Origin of the sequence: Streptomyces rishiriensis (assembly GCF_003112535.1) — a bacterium.
In the GTDB taxonomy this organism is placed as follows: domain Bacteria; phylum Actinomycetota; class Actinomycetes; order Streptomycetales; family Streptomycetaceae; genus Streptomyces; species Streptomyces rishiriensis.
Map to the genome: position 1 here is coordinate 267,935 of NZ_BEWA01000013.1, position 18,183 is coordinate 286,117.

Below are 18,183 nucleotides of genomic sequence, written 5' to 3' on the forward strand. Positions count from 1 at the left end.
CCCGCGTTCTCGAAGGATTCCAGATGCCCTCGCGCAAAGCGTTGCAACGGGCCCTCACCAAGGCCGCCACAGCCGTCCGGGCCGTCGTCTTCGCGGTGCTCACCCTGACGGCTCTCACCCTGGCCGTGCCGACCCCGGCGTACGCGGGCTTCTCCTGCGACTTCACGGGCGACGACAGCTACCAGATGGACACGCCCGGCACCAACGGCGAGTCCATGTTCGCTGCGGTCATGCAGTGGGACAAGGACACCAAGCAGTCGACCACGCTCCTGGACGACTCCGGGACGACGACCGGCGCGGTGAAGATGCCCAACTCGCCGGACACGTACACGATGTACGAACTCAACGGCATGCGCGGCATGAACTGGTCCCAGACGTTCAAGGGGCGCGGCGACGCCTCCGAGGACAACGGCAACTGGGGCAGCGGCGCCGATGACTGCTCGGTGATGTCCTACATCAACAACGGCATCGCCGACTCCATCCTCAACGGCACCAAGATCTTCACCAGGGCCGCCATCTCCATCAAGGAGTCGGCCTCCAACCCCAGCCCGCTCGCCGGTCTCTACGAGGGCCGCGACAGCGTCGTGAAGACGCTGAAGGAGAACGTGCTGCGCCCGGCCGTCCCCGTCATGATCCTGCTCGTCGGGCTGTGGGTGTTCACCAAGTGGCGCAAGGGCGACATGCGCGAGGTGTGGGCGGGTATCTCCTGGTCCGCCCTGACGATCGTCGCCGTCACGGCGTTCCTGACCGGGGGCAACTACGACAAGTTCGTGGGCACCGCGGACTCCTACATCGCCCGGGCCAACTCCGCTCTGACCGAGGTCGTCCTCGCCGGAGTCTCGGGAGAGACCCAGGCGCCCTGCGACCTGGACAAGGGGGCCTACAACCGCGGTCTGCGGATATCCAGCTGCGCCATGTACGACACGCTGGTCTTCCGGCCCTGGGCGTTGGGTCAGTTCGGCGATCCGGGCAAGAACTGCATCTTCAAGAAGGACGACGGCGGCAAGCTCGTCAACGGCGTGTGCGTCCCCGCCGAGCAGAACAAGACATGCTCCTGGGGCAAGGGGGCCCGCTGTGAGGACCTGCGGGTGATCCAGCTCGTGGCCCAGTCGAAGACGAACGTCGACGCCTTCAGCGACAAGAAGCTCGACAAGTTCAAGCAGGACTGGGTCCCCATCCGGCAGGACATAGCCGGCGGCAAGGACAAGGGCGACGACGTCGGTGACATGCACATCTACCCGGTCGCCTTCGACGAATGGGCGGGCAAGAACGCAGGCAACCGGGTGGGGCTCGCGTTCTACTCGATCATCGCCGCGCTCATCGTCGGGCTCATGGTCATCGTCCTGAGCGCCCTCACCCTGCTCTGGCACGCGGTCACCCTGATCCTGGTCATCCTGCTGCCGCTGGTGGCCACGATCGGCATCCATCCCTCGCAGCAGAAACTGCTGAAGAGCTGGCTCGAGACGTTCATCCACAGCTTCGTGCTGCGCGCGGGCTTCGGCGTGATCCTGACCGTCCTGCTGGTGCTCTACCAGATGATCCTGCCGGCCAAGGTCGCCCTCGGAACCCAGCTGCTCATGCTGCTCCTCGTCACCATCGCCATCGTCATGATGCTGAAGAAACTCCTCGGCGGAAACTTCACCCCGCAGGTCGCGGGTGGCGAGGACATGCTCGGCCTCCGGGACGCCGCGGGGAAGGTGACCGCCATGGCGCCGGGTCTGGCGGCCTCCACGACCAAGACCTCGGGCCGCGTCGCGAGCGGCGGCGCCAAGGGCGCCGCCTGGACGGCCGACAGAGTGGTCACCGGCGGCAGGGGCCGCGGCAAGATGCAGCAGTGGGGCTGGATCGGGCAGTCCAAGCGCGAGCAGCGCAAGGCCCAGAACCAGACCTCGGAGACGACGCGGATGAAGTACGAGCAGACGCGCGAGGAGTTCGAGGCCCGGCCGGCGGCCCAGCCGGAGCCGGAGGCCCCCCAGCGTGGTCGCAGGGTCAGCGGCGGCAGCGGCCAGTCGCCGCAGCCGACGACGCCGTCCGAACCTCGTCCGGTCCCGGTCCCGGCCCCGGCACCGCAGCAGCCGCGGCCGCAGACGCAGCAGCCGCACGTGCCCCAGCCGCAGGTCCCGCAGCCGCAGGCGCCCCGGCCCCGCCCCGCGCCCGTGGAGCACCCTGCGCCCCACCCCGCGCCCCCGCCGCAGCCCCGGGACCCCCGCGGCCCCAGCGGCCGCGTCTGACCCGCGCCCCTTCCCGTCGCCCTCCTAGGAGCCACTGAATGCCCACGTTGACCGCCAACCGCACCCCCGACCAGTTGGTCGCGGAACTGGAGAGGCTCCTCGACGTGGACTGGCCGACAGTGTGGGCGGGGGTGCCGGTGGACACGGAACAGCGAAAGCGCTGGTCAGCGGGGTTCGGCTGGCGTCCGTTGTGGTTCCAGGGCGGTTTGCGGGTCCGCACGGCCCTGGGCGGCCGCCTGCACCTCGCCTCCCGGGCGCTCGGCAGCCCGGTAACCCGTGTCGACCACACGGTGTGGTCGGCCCGGGCCCTGGACCGTGAGGAGAACGCACTCGTCACGGGCCTGGGGGAAGCCCACTGGGCTGCCTGTCTGAACTCCCTGCGCGGTTTGTTGGGCAATCCGGTCTGGAACGGCTCCTGGGACGCACCCGGCTTTCCGGAACTGCCGGGTCCGGGAGTGCGGCCGGGAGCGGAGTGGCGCGCTCAGCACCAGGACCCGCACAGCGTCGCGGTGTGGCGTTTCCGGGTGCCGCAGGCGCCGGTCTTCGAGCTCAGAATGACGCTGGGTGCGGGTGCCCCGCGTGGCCCGGTGCCGGCCGATGCGAGGATCGGACTCTCCTGCCACGCACCCGCCCCCGCGGGGTCCCCCGTGGTAGGCGCCGCGCCGATGAACCGGTGACGCGCGGAACGCGAGGAAGGTGAAGATCGATGACAACCCTCAAGATCGAGCGCAGCCCCGAGCAGTTCGCCGAGGAGCTCAAGGGCCTTGAGCACGTGGACTGGCCGGCCGTCTGGGCCGGCCCGCCGAACCCCGGCGAGGCACTGGACGACTGGTGTGCGCTGTTCGGCTGGAAGCCGACCTCCGCCGAGCGGGTACTGACTGTGCGCAGCGGCACGGGACAGGGCTTCGGGCTCTACCCCGTGCGCGAGGCCGGATGGGCTCCGGTCAAGCAGCTCAGCTGGACCAGCTGGGAATTGTGGGCGCAGGACCCGTCCGAGAACGACGAGGTCCTGGCACAGTCGGCCGGAACATGGGCTTCATACGTGGCGGCCGCCCGCCCGGTGCTCGGTGAACCCGCTTTCGCCGGTGCCTGGGACGACCCCGCCTTCCCGGAACCGCCGCACGAGCGGCACTGGCTCATGCCCTCCGACCTTCGCCTGGAGGACATGGACCCCTACCGCATGGCGATGTGGCGGGAGAGCGACCCCGAAGGCCGCATCACCGTGCTGACCGTCAGCCTGGGACCCGCCACCGGCCCCGGCGGGTACCGCAGCGCGCGCATCAATGTCGACTGCTATCCCCCGGAGCACCTGTGATCCAAGTACACGTGTCGGACCAGGTCCTCGACGACGCCCGCGCCCGCCAACGGGAAGGTGAGGCCTCCCTGACCCCGGCACAGGTCAAGCGGATCGCCAAACAGCTGGGCGAGGGCATCGACGGCCTGCCACCCGAGGAATACCGGGAGCGACTCCGCGAACGGGTCAAGGAGTTCGCGCTCGCCCAGGACGTCGACCTTGCCACCCCGGACACCAGGTCGACCTTCTGGTCCTATCAGTTGGAAGACCACCCCGGTATCGACGCTCAAACCGGGGAGACGCTCTACAGCATGCACATGGCGGCCGCGTACACAGAGGCTCAGAACTCGATCACGCCGGACACGCTGCGGTACCTGGAAGGCACGCCGGGCGGAGTGGCACTGGGCGAACTCCACCTGTGGGATGCCCAGGTCCAGAACGCCCTGGGCCTGAACAAGGAAGCGGGTCTGGCCCTGGCCTACGACGCCTGGGGCACCCTCTCCGAGAAGTACGCCGCGAAGACCGAGAACGAAGCCCTGTTCTTCATGGCCGAACTCAACCCGGGAACCGTCGCCTACCAGACCGAGTCGCGCCAGCTCCGCCAGGACGGCAAGCTCGACATCATCCAGTTCATGTATCCGGCGCCGGCGCAGAAGTACGCGGATCTCGCCCCGGAGACACAGGAGTTGCTGGCCTCCCAAGCCGTCCGCGCCCAGGTCCACACCTTCGCGTACGACGAGGCCGACCCCAAGTACACGCCGCTGACCAAGGCCGGCCACCTCGACCTGGAGCAGCTGAAAGCACTCCCCGCCCCCGAGGCCCAGCGTGCCGCCGTCCTGGAGGTGTGCGCCCGGGTGGCGACGCTGGACGGTCCGGCCCGGGCGGCCGACGTGGAGAAGCTCGTCGAGGAGATCAAGGTGCTGCGACCGGACCACGAGGTCACGCTGCCCGGCGCCGAGGACCGGCAGTGGGCGGCCGAACTCCGCGGCCGGGACCTGGACGCGCCGACGGCGCCCGAACCCGTCGCCGTGAGCACCCACGGCCAGTACCTTCCCGGCGTCAAGGTCGACGCCCGCACGGGGCCCGCCCCGTTGGAGCCGCTCGCCTTCCCGGCGCCCGGGACGGCCGCCGTGCACGCCCACACCTTCCTGCCCGGTGTCAGTGCGCAGGCGAAGTCCGTCCTCGCGGGCAGGACCGACACCCCGGCAGCCGCCCCCGCGGCCCCTCCCGCCCCCGAGCGGTCACGCGACACCGACATGGGAGTGTGACGCCACCATGAGCCGCACCCCGCCGAGCCGCACCACGCGCGCCACCCGTCCAGCAGGCCCCGCCCGGCGGCCCGGCGCCGACCGGCCGGACGCATCCACCGCCCCCTCCCTCCCCCTCCTGCGCCGCTTCCTCCGCCAGGAGAAGGCCGACACCTGGGCCGTCCGTCTCCTCCCCCGCGTCGTCTTCGGCGCGGCGGCGCTCTACACGGTGATCGTCCTCGCCTCCCGGAGCGGCTCCAGCTTCGTGGCGGTCGTCGCCACCCTGTTCCTCGGCCTCTCGCTGTGGCTCATGCGCCGCCGCACCCAGCTCCTCCTGGCCCTGGGGACGAGCATCCTCGCCGTCGCCTTCACCGGCTACTTCTCCGCCGTCGGCGACTCGGCCCGCCTGCGCGAGGACGCCGGCGCCACCGTCACCGGCCAGGCCGCCTTCGGCTACTGGGCGCTCGCCGGAATGGCGCTCCTCGGCGCGTGGATGGTGAAGGACCACCCGGGCCGACGAGGTCTCACCGTCGCGCTCGCGGATGTGATCCTCGTCATCGCGTCCGTAGTCGGAATGTTCCTGCCGGAAGCGGGGGTAGCGCTCGGTTTTCTCGGAGTGCTCGCCGTGCTGGCGCTGCGCGGAGGCACCGCGAAAGCGGTTACGGGCCGGGCGCGCCAGGCACTCGGCCGCCTGCGAGCCGGCAAAGCCAGTGACCCTGCGGACAGTTGAGGCCCGTGTGAACGTTTCGTCTCGTCACTGTGCCAAGTCGGCACATGGTTTGCAGATGCGTTGCACGGGCTTGACGGAACGCTTTAGAGTCCCCCCGGATCACGCATCACCACGGGGGAACACACGCATGCCTATGGTCAGCCATACGGCGCTTCCCGCGCGCCCCGCGCGCGGGGCGGCACGAGGACCGGGAGCGGGCGCCGGGGCACACAGCCCCGACGCCGCCCTGCCCTGCCAGCGCCGACCGGACGTCTTCCAGCACCCGCTGCTGGAGGCGCCCGCGGACATTCCGCACACCTCGCCCGAACAGCGCCACCAACACCTCGTCCTGCTCCGCACCGCCCGCGACCTGTGCGCTTCCTGCCCGTTGTGGGCGGAATGCCTCCAGGACACCGTCGTCCACGCCGAGCCGTACGGTTATGCCGCCGCGACGACGCTCGACGACCGCCGCTGGATCCGCCGGGCCCTCGGCGTCGGCGACGCGAACGGCGACCTGCCCAGCCACCCGACGGAGACCCCCGGCGCGGCTCCGGGCCACCACTCCGGCGAAACGTCACGCCGCCTGCTGCGCCTGCGCTCGCGCAGCACCGGCCCGGCCTCCCGGCACGCCGCCGGACCCGGCCTGCCCGCAGTGGAGCGGGTCCTCGACGCGTTCGACGCGCGCCAGGACCAACTGGCGCAGCCACAGCGTGAGTTGCCGGGCATACCGAGGCAGTTGCACCAGCACACCGCCGCACAGCGAACACACAGCGACGGTCACCGCCCCACCGCTTCCAGACACCCCCACCCCCACGCACACCCGGAAAGCAGGAGCGAGGACATGGCAGCGGCCGAGTCCGGGCAGCGGATCGCCTTCTCGTACGAGGACCCCGCCCAGGCCGTACGACAGGCTCTGCTGGCCCCGCTGATCCGCGCCGCGCTGCCCACACTGGACAGCCTGGAGCAGCTGGCCACGATGCTGGCCAGCCTGCCGGGCGGCGAGATCGCGCCGGAGACGCCGGACACCGTCCGCGCCGCCCGCAAGGCCGTGGAGACGCTGGCCCCGCACGACGCCCAGGACTGCGCCGCGGCCTCCCCCGGCGTCTCGCCCCCGCGCGCCCTGACCGGCTCGGTCTCCGTCGAGCTGGCCACCACCGACCCGGTGACGGCTCTGCGCCGCGACTTCCTGGAACCGCTGCTGCGCGAACTCGCCTCCTCGCTCGCGAACATAGAGAAGGTGGCGACCATGCTCGCCGCGGCCGGCGCCCCGGGCGGCGACGGCGGCGAGATCGACCTCGAACCGGTCCGCACCGCCCTGCAGGGCATCCGCCAGTGCCTCCCGCATCCGGTGCCGAGCCGCAGGACGACCGCCGGCACGGGCCAGGCAGCCGCCCTCACCGCCCCGGGCGCCCGCCACGCCACCGCTCCCCACGCCCCCAGCATCCGGGCGGCCGTGGAAACGGCCGTGTCGGCCTTCCCCGGCCCGTTCTCCGCCCGCGACGTGCTGCGCGCACTGCCGCACGGCGTCTACGGCGACCCCTCGAAGACGATCAGCAACGTCCTGTCCGCGATGGTCAAGTCGGGCCGCCTGCGACGCATCGCGCGCGGCACGTACGCTCGCACCGTCGACGTCGTCACGGACGTCACCGTCGGCATGGCCGTCGACGTCGCCGCGGACGTCCGCGAGCAGGACGAGGCGAAGAGCGCCTGAGCCGGAAGTGATCCGGAACCGAGCCGGAAGGAACCCGACCCCCGATGACCGAACCGACGATGCCGCCCCCGCCCCCCGCCACGGCGGACGCCCAGGTGCACGTCTTCTCCCCCAACGCCGGCCTCGTCGACGGCGTCCCGGTCACCGCCCCGCCCTACGGCGACATCCAGGACGTCGTCCTGTCGATCCTCCAGCAGCGTGCGCAGCAGCTCGGCGCCCCCACCTCGGCGACCATCACCGACAACCGCTACGGCGGCGCGATCCGCCTCCTGATCCACCCGGACGGCACGACGGAACAGCTCGGCTGACCCCGGCTCCGGGGGCCGGCCGCTCCGGGGGATCCAACCGACGCCCGTGCGTGGAGGCACGCCCCCTCCAGGCGATCACGCGTCGGGCGCGGCACCCCCAGGGCCCTCGTCGGCCCCGCCGGCCTCGCCGGCCTCGTCGGGCCCGCCCGCCTCGTCGATTCCGGCGAGCACCGCCCGGGTCCTTCTGATGTTCATGTCGAGAATGCCGCGCTCGAAATTGCGCGGTTCCCGTCGATAGCGTGCCCTGCCCGCTTCGGAGGTGAAAGCCGATTCCGGGACGGCGTTCTCACCGGACGGAATGAATTTGGCGATCTCCTCGAACGCCGCGAGCGCGTATGCGACGGCATTGCGCAGCTTGTGGTGTTCGGATTCAGGGGTGTTGAGGAGTTCCACCCCGACGGACTCGGAGATCCGGAAGGCGACGTCGGCGAATTCCCCGGGATCGATGATCTGCGACGGCCGGGAGCCGCCGAACGCGGGCAGCGGGGGAGGGATCTCGGCGGCCGTCCGGAAGGCGAAGCGCCGGGTCGTGCCGCACTGCCGACAAGCGCCTTCGTACACCGACACGATCTCGTCGCCCTGCTGCTCCAGCCGGTGTCGGCGTTCGAAGTCGACGGAACCGCACTCACATGCGTGAAGGTCCATGTACAGGTGGGCTTCGGCCGATGAGCGCGCTGTCAACATGTCATGATTCTAAAGGCTGTTCGACTATTTCATAAAGGAAGGCACGGGGGGAGGAATCATATGGACGGCACATTCGCCGACGAGCCGGCGCGGACCCGGCAGGCGAGGCTGCTCGCCGCGGCCGAGCGCGAACTGGGCGTCGTGGCGGCCGCCGTCCTGGGGATCGACTGGGCTCGGTCGACCGGGCCGAAGCCGAGGATCTGCGCTTCGTCCTGGTGGACGCGCAGGGCGGTACGGCGAACGTCCCGGATCGCACAGAAGAAGGGCCCGGAGACGAAGACGTCTCCGGGCCCTTCCTGTTCCACTCGGCCCTACGCGGTCGTGCTCGGTCCTGCGCGCAGTCCTGCGCGCAGTCCTGCGCGGTCATACCCGGGGTACCAGGTCCCGCCCGGCCCCACCGGAGCCCGCCGGATCCCGTCGGACCCGCTCGGCTTCCGCTCAGTCGGCTGTCTGCTGCCGTTTGGGCCGCCAGACCACCAACGCGCTGGTCTGCTGCACTTCCTGATACGGCACCAGGTCCCGCCGGTAGGAGGCGTGCACCGCTGCTTCCCGTTGCTGCATGGCCGTCGCCGCGCCCTCCAGCGCCGCCTGGAGCTCGGCCGCCCGGGCCTGCAGGGCGGCCACCTGGTTCTCCAGCTCGATGATCCGCTTGATGCCGGCCAGGTTGATGCCCTCGTCCTGCGACAACTGCTGGACGGTGCGCAGCAGTTCGATGTCGCGGGCCGAGTAGCGCCGGCCCCGGCCGGCCGTGCGGTCGGGGGAGACGAGGCCCAGACGGTCGTACTGGCGCAGCGTCTGCGGATGCAGGCCGGAGAGCTGGGCCGCCACCGAGATGACGTAGACCGGTGTCTCCTCGGTCAGTTCATACGGGTTACGCCGACGGCCGTCCATCACTCTCATGCTCCCTTCGCGGCCTCGAACAGCTCCGCCCGCGGATCCTCGTCCGCGGTCGCCTCGCGATACGCCTCCAGCGCGTCACGAGCCTTCCCCGACAGGTCCTTCGGAACACTCACCTCGACGGTGACCAGAAGGTCGCCGCGCGTGCCGTCCTTGCGGACCGCGCCCTTGCCCCGCGCCCGCATCGTACGGCCGTTGGGGGTGCCGGGCGGCAGCTTCAGCGTCAACGACGGTCCGCCGAGCGTCGGAACCTTGATCTCGCCGCCGAGGGCCGCCTCGGTGAACGTCACCGGCACGGTCACCGTCAGGTTGTCGTCCTTGCGGCCGAAGACCGGGTGGGCGCCCACGTGGACCACGACGTAGAGGTCGCCCGAGGGGCCGCCGCGCTCGCCGGGCGCGCCCTTGCCGCGCAGCCGGATGCGCTGGCCGTCCGTGACCCCGGCCGGGATGCGGACCTGCATGGTGCGGGACGACTTGGCGCGCCCGCTGCCCTTGCAGTCCGGACAGGGGTGCTCGGCGATCAGGCCGCGGCCCTTGCAGTCCGGGCAGGGGTCCGTCAGCGAGAAGCCGCCGCCCGAGCCCCGTGCGACCTGGCCGGTGCCGACGCAGGTCGGGCACACGCGTGGGGTGCCGTTCTTGTCGCCGGTGCCCGAGCACGCCTTGCACGGGGACTGCGAGGACATCCGCAGCGGGACCGTGGCGCCCTCGATCGCCTCCGTGAAGGTCAGCGTGACCTCGGTGTCGATGTCCTGGCCGCGGCGCGGCTGGGTGCGGGTGGTGCCGGTGCCGCCGCGGTTGAACAGGCCGCCGAAGACGTCCCCGATGCCGCCGCCGAAGCCGCCGGAGGCGCCGCCGCCCTGGGCGCCGCCTCCGAAGAGGTCACCCAGGTCGAAGTTGAAGGAGCCGCCGGCGCCCGGGCCCGGGCGGAAGCCGCCGTTGCCGAAGAGGGCGCGTGCCTCGTCGTACTCCTTGCGCTTCTTGGGGTCGCCGAGGACGTCGTTCGCCTCGGAGATCTCCTTGAAGCGCTCCTCCGCCTTGGCGTTGCCCTTGTTGGCGTCCGGGTGGTACTCGCGAGCGAGCTTCCGGTAAGCCTTCTTGATCTCGGCCTCGGTGGCGTCCTTGGGGACGCCGAGGACCTTGTAGAAGTCCTTCTCGATGAAGTCCTTGGTGCTCATCCTCGACGTCCCTCCTCTCGCGTCGTCATGACGACCGGTGCCTCGGCCGTCTCAAGCTCAGCCCTCGTCCGGGCCACCGCTCTCCTTGTCGTCCGCCGCCTCCGCGGAGTCGGCGCCCGCTTCCGCGTCGGTCTTCGCCGGCTGCGCGCCGGGCTGGGGTTCGGCCACGGCCACCCGCGCGGGGCGGATGGTGCGTTCGCCGATCCGGTACCCCGGCTGCAGAATCGCCACGCACGTCGTCTCGGTGACGTCGGGTGCGTAACTGTGCATCAGGGCCTCGTGGATCGTCGGGTCGAAGGGCTCGCCCTCCTTGCCGAACTGCTGAAGGCCCATCTTTGCCGCGACGGTCTCCAGCGACTCGGCGACGGACTTGAAGCCGCCGACGAGTTCGCCGTGCTCCCGCGCGCGGCCGATGTCGTCGAGCACCGGAAGGAGTTCGGTCAGGAGGTTCGCCACGGCGATCTCCTTGACCGCGATCCGGTCGCGCTCGACCCGGCGGCGGTAGTTCTGGAACTCGGCCTGGAGGCGCTGGAGGTCCGCCGTGCGCTCGTCGAGCGCCTTGCGGGCCTGGTCCAGCTGGGCCACCAGACCGGCCGTCTGGTTCGCGTCCCCTGCCGGGGCCGCCCCGTCCGCCGAAGCGGAGGGGGCGGTCTTCGGCTCGGCGTCTTCAGGGGTGGCGCCGGAGGGGACGTCGGGCTTCTCTTCGAAGCCCGGGGTCTCCTCCGTCACGCGGCACCGTCCTTGCGCTCGTCGTCCACGATCTCGGCGTCCACGACGTCGTCGTCGGCCTTGGGGGCCTGGGCGCCGCCCGCGGCGCCCGCCGCGTCCTGACCGCCGGCGGCCTGGGCGTCGGCGTACATGGCCTGGCCGACCTTCTGCGAGACCGCGGCGACCTTCTCGGTCGCGGTGCGGATCTCGGCGGTGTCCTCGCCCTTGAGCGCGGCCTTCAGCTCCTCGACGGCGGCCTCGACCTCGGTCTTGACCTCGCCCGGAACCTTGTCCTCGTTGTCCTTGAGGAACTTCTCCGTCTGGTAGACGAGCTGCTCGCCCTGGTTGCGGGCCTCGGCGGCCTCACGGCGGCGGTGGTCCTCGTCCGCGTACTGCTCCGCCTCCTGGCGCATGCGGTCGACCTCGTCCTTCGGCAGCGAGGAGCCGCCGGTGACGGTCATCTTCTGCTCCTTGCCCGTGCCCAGGTCCTTCGCGGTCACGTGCATGATGCCGTTGGCGTCGATGTCGAAGGCGACCTCGATCTGCGGGACGCCGCGCGGGGCCGGCGGCAGACCGGTCAGCTCGAACATCCCGAGCTTCTTGTTGTACGCCGCGATCTCGCGCTCGCCCTGGTAGACCTGGATCTGCACGGAGGGCTGGTTGTCCTCGGCGGTGGTGAAGATCTCGGACCGCTTGGTCGGGATCGTCGTGTTCCGCTCGATGAGCTTGGTCATGATGCCGCCCTTGGTCTCGATGCCAAGCGACAGCGGGGTCACGTCGAGGAGCAGGACGTCCTTGACCTCACCCTTGAGCACACCGGCCTGCAGCGCGGCGCCGATGGCCACGACCTCGTCCGGGTTGACGCCCTTGTTGGCGTCCTGGCCGCCGGTCAGCTCCTTGACGAGCTCGGCGACGGCGGGCATACGGGTCGAACCGCCGACGAGAACGACGTGGTCGATCTCGGAGAGGTTGATGCCGGCGTCCTTGATGACGTTGTGGAACGGCGTCTTGCAGCGCTCCAGCAGGTCGGCCGTCAGCTGCTGGAACTGGGCGCGGGTGAGCTTCTCGTCCAGGTGCAGCGGGCCCTCGGCGGACGCCGTGATGTAGGGCAGGTTGATCGAGGTCTCGGTGGACGAGGACAGCTCGATCTTCGCCTTCTCGGCGGCCTCGCGCAGACGCTGCAGCGCCATCTTGTCCTTGGCGAGGTCCACGCCGTGGCCGGCCTTGAACTGCTGCACCAGGTAGTCGACGACGCGCTGGTCCCAGTCGTCGCCGCCGAGGTGGTTGTCGCCGTTGGTGGCCTTCACCTCGACGACGCCGTCACCGATCTCCAGGAGGGACACGTCGAAGGTGCCGCCGCCGAGGTCGAAGACGAGGATCGTCTGGTCGTCCTTGTCGAGGCCGTACGCGAGCGCGGCCGCGGTGGGCTCGTTGACGATGCGCAGGACGTTGAGACCGGCGATCTCGCCGGCTTCCTTCGTCGCCTGACGCTCGGAGTCGTTGAAGTAGGCCGGGACGGTGATGACCGCGTCGGTCACCTTCTCGCCCAGGTAGGCCTCGGCGTCCCGCTTCAGCTTCTGCAGGATGAACGCGGAGATCTGCTGCGGGTTGAAGGGCTTCCCGTCGAGCTCGATCTTCCAGTCGGTGCCCATGTGACGCTTCACCGAGCGGATGGTCCGGTCCACGTTCGTGACCGCCTGCCGCTTGGCGACCTCGCCCACGAGGACTTCGCCGTTCTTCGCGAAGGCGACGACGGACGGCGTGGTCCTGGCACCCTCGGCGTTGGTGATGACGGTGGGCTCGCCGCCCTCCAGAACGCTGACGACGGAGTTGGTTGTGCCCAGGTCGATGCCGACCGCACGTGCCATGGTGATTCTCCTCCAGCTGACTTGAGTGGAACGGACTCAAGTGTGCACGACACCGACCCCTGGGTCAACAGACCTGAGTCGGGCCCACTCAACTCTTATCCGTTCCTTACACGCAAGGAGGCGTTGACCTGCGGCGATACGGATCGCCCGACTCGTCGCACCTCGGAATCCGGGGACGACCGCGCGGCCTCGGGTTGACGCCGGGGCCCATACACGGGCGCGGGACGCGCCATCGTCCGCGGCCCGGACCGGCCGCCGGCCCGCTCCTCCTGAAGCGCGCCCCGCGCGCGAGGAGCGCGAGGAACCCGCGACGCCCGGACGGCACGACGACCCCCGCGCGCGTCCCGACCGCCGCCGCCCTGACGCACCGCACGTCCCGTACGCGCGCGGGCGGGCCCGTACACCGAGACCCGCAGCAGCCCGAGCACGACGACGAGTACCCCGCCGGCCACCCACAGCACCGCCCGCGCCTGCAGCCATCCGGTGTGCGCCAGGACCCCGACGAGCACCGCGCAGAAGGCCGCGACGCCGAGCAGGACGGCCACCCCCTGCGGGGTGAGCCCGAGCCTGCGCAGCCGGTGGGCGAGATGGTCGGGCGCACCGCGCAACAGGGGCCGCCGGGCCAGCCGCCGCGACACGAGCACCAGGAGGACGTCGGCCCCGGCGACCGCGGTGAGCGCGAAGAGCACGGCCGTGCCGACGACAGGGTCCTGTCCCGCGCGGGCGATCACGGCGGTCGCGGCGAGCAGGAAGCCCGAGAAGAGCGAGCCGCACGCGCCGAGAGCCACGCGCGCGGGAGGCCAGTTGTGCATCAGGAAGCCGGTCAGCGCGGCGGCGAACACGCTGAGCACCACCACCAGTCCGTCCATGACCTCCACGGCGGCGCAGGCGGCCACGCCGAAGGCCGTGACGACCCCGACGGTCCCGGCCACCCCGTCGGCGTGGTCGAGCGCCCGGAAGGCGAGCGCGACGAAGGTGATCCAGCCGACGGCCGCCGCCCCGGGGAGCGTCCCGGTGTCGCCGTAGGGGACGACGAAGGCGGCCGCGACCGCGGTCCCGACGACCAGGAAGCGGACGTTGAGCCGCCACACGTCGGCGATCAGGCCGAGCGCGGCGACCGCGCCCCCGGCGGCGAGCAGCGCCTTGATCCCGTCCCCGAGCGGGGCGATGCCCGTCCGGTCGCCGGCGATCGCGACGAGACAGGTGGCGAGCACGACGGCGGCGCCCCCGAACAGCGGCACGCGCCGCTGACGCTGCCGCCGGTCGAGCAGTCCGAGGCGCAGAGCGGGCACGCGCAGCAGCGCGGCGAGGACGGCGGAGAGGAACAGGGCGGTGGCGGCGGCGGCGATCCCGTAGAGCACGGATATAAATTAGTCATAAATGTACCAATTTGGTACGAATAACACGGCCGGGTTGTGGCCGGATCCTGAGGCAACCCTCAGCGACTCAGATCACTCCGCCTCCCGCTACAGTGCGACGCAGAAGACGGGGTAGTCTCAGACGGACTGCATAAGTTACCGCTTAGTAATCACTGACGAAGTCCCCTCGCAGGCCCGAGGAGCCCCCAAATGCAACTCGCCGCGATCATCGTGTCGCTGGTTCTGATCGTGGTCGGCGTGGCCCTTTTCGCCCGCGCCGTCCTGCAGATCTACACCTTCATGCGGCTCGGTCAGAACGTGCCCGCGGGCACGCGCACCGACGAGCCCGTCCAGCGCACCGTCACCGTGGCCAAGGAGTTCCTCGGCCACACCCGGATGAACCGCTGGGGCATCGTCGGTGTCGCGCACTGGTTCGTCGCGGTGGGCTTCTTCTCGCTGCTGCTGACGATCGTCAACGCCGTCGGCCAGCTGTTCCAGGCCGACTGGCTGCTGCCGGTCATCGGCGAGTGGGCCCCGTACAACGTCTTCGTCGAGTTCATCGGCACGATGACGGTGCTCGGCATCCTGGTGCTGATCGTGATCCGCCAGCTGAGCCGACCGGACCGGCCGGGCCGCAAGTCCCGCTTCGCCGGCTCCAACTTCGGCCAGGCGTACTTCGTCGAAGCCGTCATCCTCATCGTCGGCGTCTGCATCTTCATGCTGCACGCCCTCGAAGGCGCCCAGCACCACGTGGACGGCTACGAGGCGTCCTTCTTCATCTCGTACCCGGTGGTGTCGGCGCTCGAGCACCTGGACGTCTCCACGCTCCAGAACCTCACCTACTTCTTCGCCGGCCTCAAGATCGCGACCTCGTTCATCTGGATGATCACGGTCGCGCTCAAGACCGACATGGGCGTCGCCTGGCACCGCTTCCTGGCGTTCCCGAACATCTGGTTCAAGCGCAACGCGGACGGCGCCACCTCGCTCGGCGCGCTCCTGCCGATGACCTCCGGCGGCCAGCCGATCGACTTCGCCGACCCCGGCGACGACGACGTCTTCGGCGTCTCCCAGGTCGAGCAGTTCTCCTGGAAGGGCCTGCTGGACTTCTCCACCTGCACCGAGTGCGGCCGCTGCCAGTCGCAGTGCCCCGCCTGGAACACCGGCAAGCCGCTCTCCCCCAAGCTCCTCATCATGTCCCTGCGGGACCACGCCCACGCCAAGGCCCCCTACCTGCTGGCCGGCGGCGGCAAGACGATGGAGGGCGAGGAGAAGGCGAGCGAGGAGCAGCTCAAGGACGTCCCCGCGGCCGCCCTCGCGGAGGCCGAGCGCCCGCTCATCGGCACCGCCGAGGAGAACGGCGTCATCGACCCCGACGTCCTGTGGTCCTGCACCACCTGCGGCGCCTGCGTCGAGCAGTGCCCCGTGGACATCGAGCACGTCGACCACATCGTCGACATGCGCCGCTACCAGGTGATGATCGAGTCCGCGTTCCCGTCCGAGGCGGGCACGATGCTCAAGAACCTGGAGAAGAAGGGCAACCCCTGGGGCCTGGCCAAGAAGCAGCGCCTGGAGTGGCTGAAGGAAGTCGACTTCGAGGTGCCGGTCGTCGGCCAGGACATCGAGGACCTGACCGAGGTCGAGTACCTGTACTGGGTCGGCTGCGCGGGCGCCCTGGAGGACCGCGCCAAGAAGACCACCAAGGCCTTCGCCGAGCTGCTGCACATCGCGGGCGTCAAGTTCGCGATCATGGGCGGCGACGAGAAGTGCACCGGTGACTCCGCCCGCCGCCTCGGCAACGAGCCCCTGTTCCAGGAGCTCGGCATGGAGAACGTCATGGCGCTGAACATGGCGTTCGGCGAGGAGCTGGACGACGACGGCAAGGTCGTGCCGGAGTCCGCCAAGCCGAAGTCGGCGAAGAAGATCGTCGCCACCTGCCCGCACTGCCTCAACACCATCGGCAACGAGTACCCGCAGCTCGGCGGCGACTACGAGGTCATCCACCACACCCAGCTGCTCCAGCACCTGGTGGACGAGGGCAGGCTGATCCCGGTCACCCCGGTCGAGGGCATCATCACCTACCACGACCCCTGCTACCTGGGCCGGCACAACAAGATCTACACCCCGCCACGCGACATCATCGCGAGCGTCCCCGGTCTGCGGAACGAGGAGATGCACCGCCACAAGGAGCGCGGCTTCTGCTGCGGCGCCGGCGGCGCGCGGATGTGGATGGAGGAGCGGATCGGCAAGCGCATCAACAACGAGCGCGTCGACGAAGCCCTCTCCGTCAACCCCGACATCGTCTCGACGGCCTGCCCGTTCTGCCTCGTCATGCTGACCGACTCGGTCAACGGCAAGAAGAACGAAGGCAAGGCCAAGGAGTCCATCCAGGTCGTGGACGTCTCCCAGCTCCTGCTGGAGTCGGTCAAGACCCCGGTCGACGACGAGCCCCCCGCTGGCGAGGCGCAGACCGAGAGCGAGCCGGAGCCGCAGCCGGTGAAGTAACCCGAACGGCCGTACCGTCGCCCCCGTGTCCCAGCCGGACGCGGGGGCGACGCCGTTCTCCGGCCGCCCCCGCCCCTCCCCCGCGTCGCCCGTGCCTCGCCCGCGCCTCGCCTCTATGGCACTCCCCTGGGACACATGACCAGGGCAACGCCCCTAGGACACGCCCCTGAACAACCACCGATTCCAGCACTGTTGCTCCCCTTAGGGGATGTCACAGCTCGGCAGCAAAGCCGTGCGCGAACGGCGGCCCCGGCACGCCATTCGGCAGGACCAGGTACGTTCGAAGGCGTGGCTGGATTCAGGATCGGACGCGGCGGCCGGGACAACCGTGCCCCGCAAACGCGACCGCAACACCCTCCGTACGGGCAGCAGGCGCCCCAGGGACCGTCGCGGCCCTCGGGGCCGTCGGGCCCCTCAGGACCGTCGGGTCCCTCGGGGCCGTCGTACGGCTACCCGTCTGCCCAGCAGCCGTACCCGCCGCAGCGGCCGCAGTACGGCGGTGCGGGCGGCGGCCAGTGGCCGCAGGCGAACGGCGGCGGTCACGGCGGCCGCAACGGCGACGAGCCGGAGTACTTCGGCGGCGACGCCCCCTACGGCGCGCCCGGTCGTCCCGGCGCTCCCGGCGCAGGCGCTCAGGGAGGCGTCCCGTACGACCCGTACGCCGCGAACAACCCGGGCCACACCCAGGCCTTCTCGATCGACGAGCACAACCAGTACGACCAGTACAACCAGGGCGGTACGTACCACGCCGGCTCGGCCCCGGCCGGCCCCGTCGGCCCGCGCCTGCACTGGAAGGAACTGATCAAGGGCATCGTCCTCGCCCCCCAGCAGACCTTCCTGCGGATGCGGGACTACACGATGTGGGGCCCCGCCCTCGTCGTCACGTTCCTCTACGGCCTGCTCGCCGTGTTCGGCTTCGACGGCGCACGCAAGGACGCGATCAACGCGACCCTGTCCAACGCCATCCCGATCGTCCTGACGACGGCCGTCGCGATGGTGCTGAGCTCCTTCATCCTGGGCGTGGTCACCCACACGCTGGCCCGGCAGCTGGGCGGAGACGGCGCCTGGCAGCCCACGGTCGGCCTCTCCATGCTGATCATGTCCCTCACGGACGCGCCGCGCCTCGTCTTCGCGATGTTCTTCGGCGGCGACGCCTCATTCGTACAGCTGCTGGGCTGGGCGACTTGGGTGGCGGCCGGCGCCCTCCTCACCCTGATGGTCAGCCGCTCCCACGACCTGCCGTGGCCGAAGGCGCTGGGCGCGTCGTCGATCCAGCTGATCGCCCTGCTGTCGATCGTGAAGCTGGGCACGTTCTAGCAACAGGCGGCCAGCCGGTTCGTCAGCAGGCACGCACACGAGAGGGCCCCCGGGGACGACCGCCTCCGGGGGCCTTTCACCTGCTGAGTTCCGAGCACTGAGCTGGACTGGACCGGACCGGGCTGGACCGGGCTGGACTGGACCGGGCTGGGCTGGGCCGGGCTGGGCTGGGTC

The 18,183-nt window shown here is 70.5% G+C and carries 16 protein-coding genes; 9 read left to right on the forward strand and 7 right to left on the reverse strand.

Features of this window, described 5'->3' with window-relative positions:
- The first annotated feature begins 23 nt into the window (after nt 1–23).
- From Sri02f_RS24245 to Sri02f_RS24280, 7 genes are all read left to right on the forward strand, one after another.
- Entirely contained in the window at nt 24–2,231 is a 2,208-nt protein-coding gene (locus Sri02f_RS24245; RefSeq protein WP_109003403.1) for a hypothetical protein, read from the forward strand.
- Nucleotides 2,232–2,269: 38 nt separating this feature from the next.
- Nucleotides 2,270–2,908: a hypothetical protein gene (locus Sri02f_RS24250; RefSeq protein ID WP_109003404.1), complete on the forward strand. Its 639-nt coding sequence runs from the start codon at nt 2,270–2,272 to the stop codon at nt 2,906–2,908.
- A 29-nt stretch (nt 2,909–2,937) separates the two neighbouring features.
- A complete protein-coding gene (locus tag Sri02f_RS24255; protein WP_109003405.1) occupies nt 2,938–3,546 on the forward strand; it encodes a hypothetical protein in 609 nt (202 codons plus the stop codon).
- Complete coding sequence (locus Sri02f_RS24260; protein WP_159106774.1) at nt 3,543–4,793, forward strand: hypothetical protein; 1,251 nt, start codon at nt 3,543–3,545, stop codon at nt 4,791–4,793. The genes Sri02f_RS24255 and Sri02f_RS24260 overlap by 4 nt, the downstream gene beginning before the upstream one ends.
- 7 nt (nt 4,794–4,800) lie before the next feature.
- Nucleotides 4,801–5,502 (forward strand): hypothetical protein, encoded by a 702-nt coding sequence (locus tag Sri02f_RS24270; RefSeq protein WP_245970759.1) that lies wholly within the window; start codon nt 4,801–4,803, stop codon nt 5,500–5,502.
- Nucleotides 5,503–5,629: 127 nt separating this feature from the next.
- Nucleotides 5,630–7,192, forward strand: coding sequence for a WhiB family transcriptional regulator (locus Sri02f_RS24275; protein ID WP_245970760.1), 1,563 nt, complete (start codon nt 5,630–5,632; stop codon nt 7,190–7,192).
- 44 nt (nt 7,193–7,236) lie between these two features.
- Nucleotides 7,237–7,500: a hypothetical protein gene (locus Sri02f_RS24280; RefSeq protein ID WP_109003409.1), complete on the forward strand. Its 264-nt coding sequence runs from the start codon at nt 7,237–7,239 to the stop codon at nt 7,498–7,500.
- Between the two features lie 75 nt (nt 7,501–7,575).
- Here Sri02f_RS24280 and Sri02f_RS24285 read toward each other — a convergent pair whose 3' ends face one another.
- From Sri02f_RS24285 to Sri02f_RS24315, 7 genes are all read right to left on the reverse strand, one after another.
- Nucleotides 7,576–8,067, reverse strand: coding sequence for a hypothetical protein (locus Sri02f_RS24285; RefSeq protein WP_174855693.1), 492 nt, complete (start codon nt 8,065–8,067; stop codon nt 7,576–7,578).
- A 173-nt stretch (nt 8,068–8,240) separates the two neighbouring features.
- On the reverse strand, nt 8,241–8,489 hold the full coding sequence (locus Sri02f_RS24290; protein ID WP_109003410.1) for a hypothetical protein: 249 nt from the start codon (nt 8,487–8,489) through the stop codon (nt 8,241–8,243).
- Between the two features lie 133 nt (nt 8,490–8,622).
- Nucleotides 8,623–9,075 carry a heat shock protein transcriptional repressor HspR gene (locus Sri02f_RS24295; RefSeq protein ID WP_109003482.1) on the reverse strand — a complete coding sequence of 151 codons (453 nt, stop codon included), beginning with the start codon at nt 9,073–9,075 and terminating at the stop codon, nt 8,623–8,625.
- A gap of 5 nt (nt 9,076–9,080) precedes the next feature.
- A complete protein-coding gene (dnaJ, locus tag Sri02f_RS24300; RefSeq protein WP_109003411.1) occupies nt 9,081–10,256 on the reverse strand; it encodes a molecular chaperone DnaJ in 1,176 nt (391 codons plus the stop codon).
- 57 nt (nt 10,257–10,313) lie between these two features.
- Nucleotides 10,314–10,985, reverse strand: coding sequence for a nucleotide exchange factor GrpE (gene grpE, locus Sri02f_RS24305; RefSeq protein ID WP_109003412.1), 672 nt, complete (start codon nt 10,983–10,985; stop codon nt 10,314–10,316).
- Nucleotides 10,982–12,832, reverse strand: coding sequence for a molecular chaperone DnaK (gene dnaK / locus Sri02f_RS24310; protein WP_109003413.1), 1,851 nt, complete (start codon nt 12,830–12,832; stop codon nt 10,982–10,984). Before dnaK ends, grpE begins: the two co-directional genes overlap by 4 nt.
- 95 nt (nt 12,833–12,927) lie before the next feature.
- On the reverse strand, nt 12,928–14,193 hold the full coding sequence (locus Sri02f_RS24315; RefSeq protein WP_109003414.1) for an MraY family glycosyltransferase: 1,266 nt from the start codon (nt 14,191–14,193) through the stop codon (nt 12,928–12,930).
- Nucleotides 14,194–14,400: 207 nt separating this feature from the next.
- Between Sri02f_RS24315 and Sri02f_RS24320 the strand changes: the two genes are divergently transcribed.
- Complete coding sequence (locus tag Sri02f_RS24320; RefSeq protein WP_109003415.1) at nt 14,401–16,692, forward strand: (Fe-S)-binding protein; 2,292 nt, start codon at nt 14,401–14,403, stop codon at nt 16,690–16,692.
- A gap of 288 nt (nt 16,693–16,980) precedes the next feature.
- Complete coding sequence (locus tag Sri02f_RS24325) at nt 16,981–18,009, forward strand: Yip1 family protein (protein ID WP_109003416.1); 1,029 nt, start codon at nt 16,981–16,983, stop codon at nt 18,007–18,009.
- Nucleotides 18,010–18,183 lie beyond the last annotated feature (174 nt).

Bases quoted from the DNA above. Each gene is read 5' to 3' on its own strand.
- Sri02f_RS24245 (WP_109003403.1), top strand. From the start codon at position 24: ATGCCCTCGCGCAAAGCGTTGCAACGGGCCCTCACCAAGGCCGCCACA.
- Sri02f_RS24250 (WP_109003404.1), top strand. From the start codon at position 2,270: ATGCCCACGTTGACCGCCAACCGCACCCCCGACCAGTTGGTCGCGGAA.
- Sri02f_RS24255 (WP_109003405.1), top strand. From the start codon at position 2,938: ATGACAACCCTCAAGATCGAGCGCAGCCCCGAGCAGTTCGCCGAGGAG.
- Sri02f_RS24270 (WP_245970759.1), top strand. From the start codon at position 4,801: ATGAGCCGCACCCCGCCGAGCCGCACCACGCGCGCCACCCGTCCAGCA.
- Sri02f_RS24275 (WP_245970760.1), top strand. From the start codon at position 5,630: ATGCCTATGGTCAGCCATACGGCGCTTCCCGCGCGCCCCGCGCGCGGG.
- Sri02f_RS24280 (WP_109003409.1), top strand. From the start codon at position 7,237: ATGACCGAACCGACGATGCCGCCCCCGCCCCCCGCCACGGCGGACGCC.
- Sri02f_RS24295 (WP_109003482.1), bottom strand. From the start codon at position 9,075: ATGGACGGCCGTCGGCGTAACCCGTATGAACTGACCGAGGAGACACCG.
- dnaJ (WP_109003411.1), bottom strand. From the start codon at position 10,256: ATGAGCACCAAGGACTTCATCGAGAAGGACTTCTACAAGGTCCTCGGC.
- dnaK (WP_109003413.1), bottom strand. From the start codon at position 12,832: ATGGCACGTGCGGTCGGCATCGACCTGGGCACAACCAACTCCGTCGTC.
- Sri02f_RS24320 (WP_109003415.1), top strand. From the start codon at position 14,401: ATGCAACTCGCCGCGATCATCGTGTCGCTGGTTCTGATCGTGGTCGGC.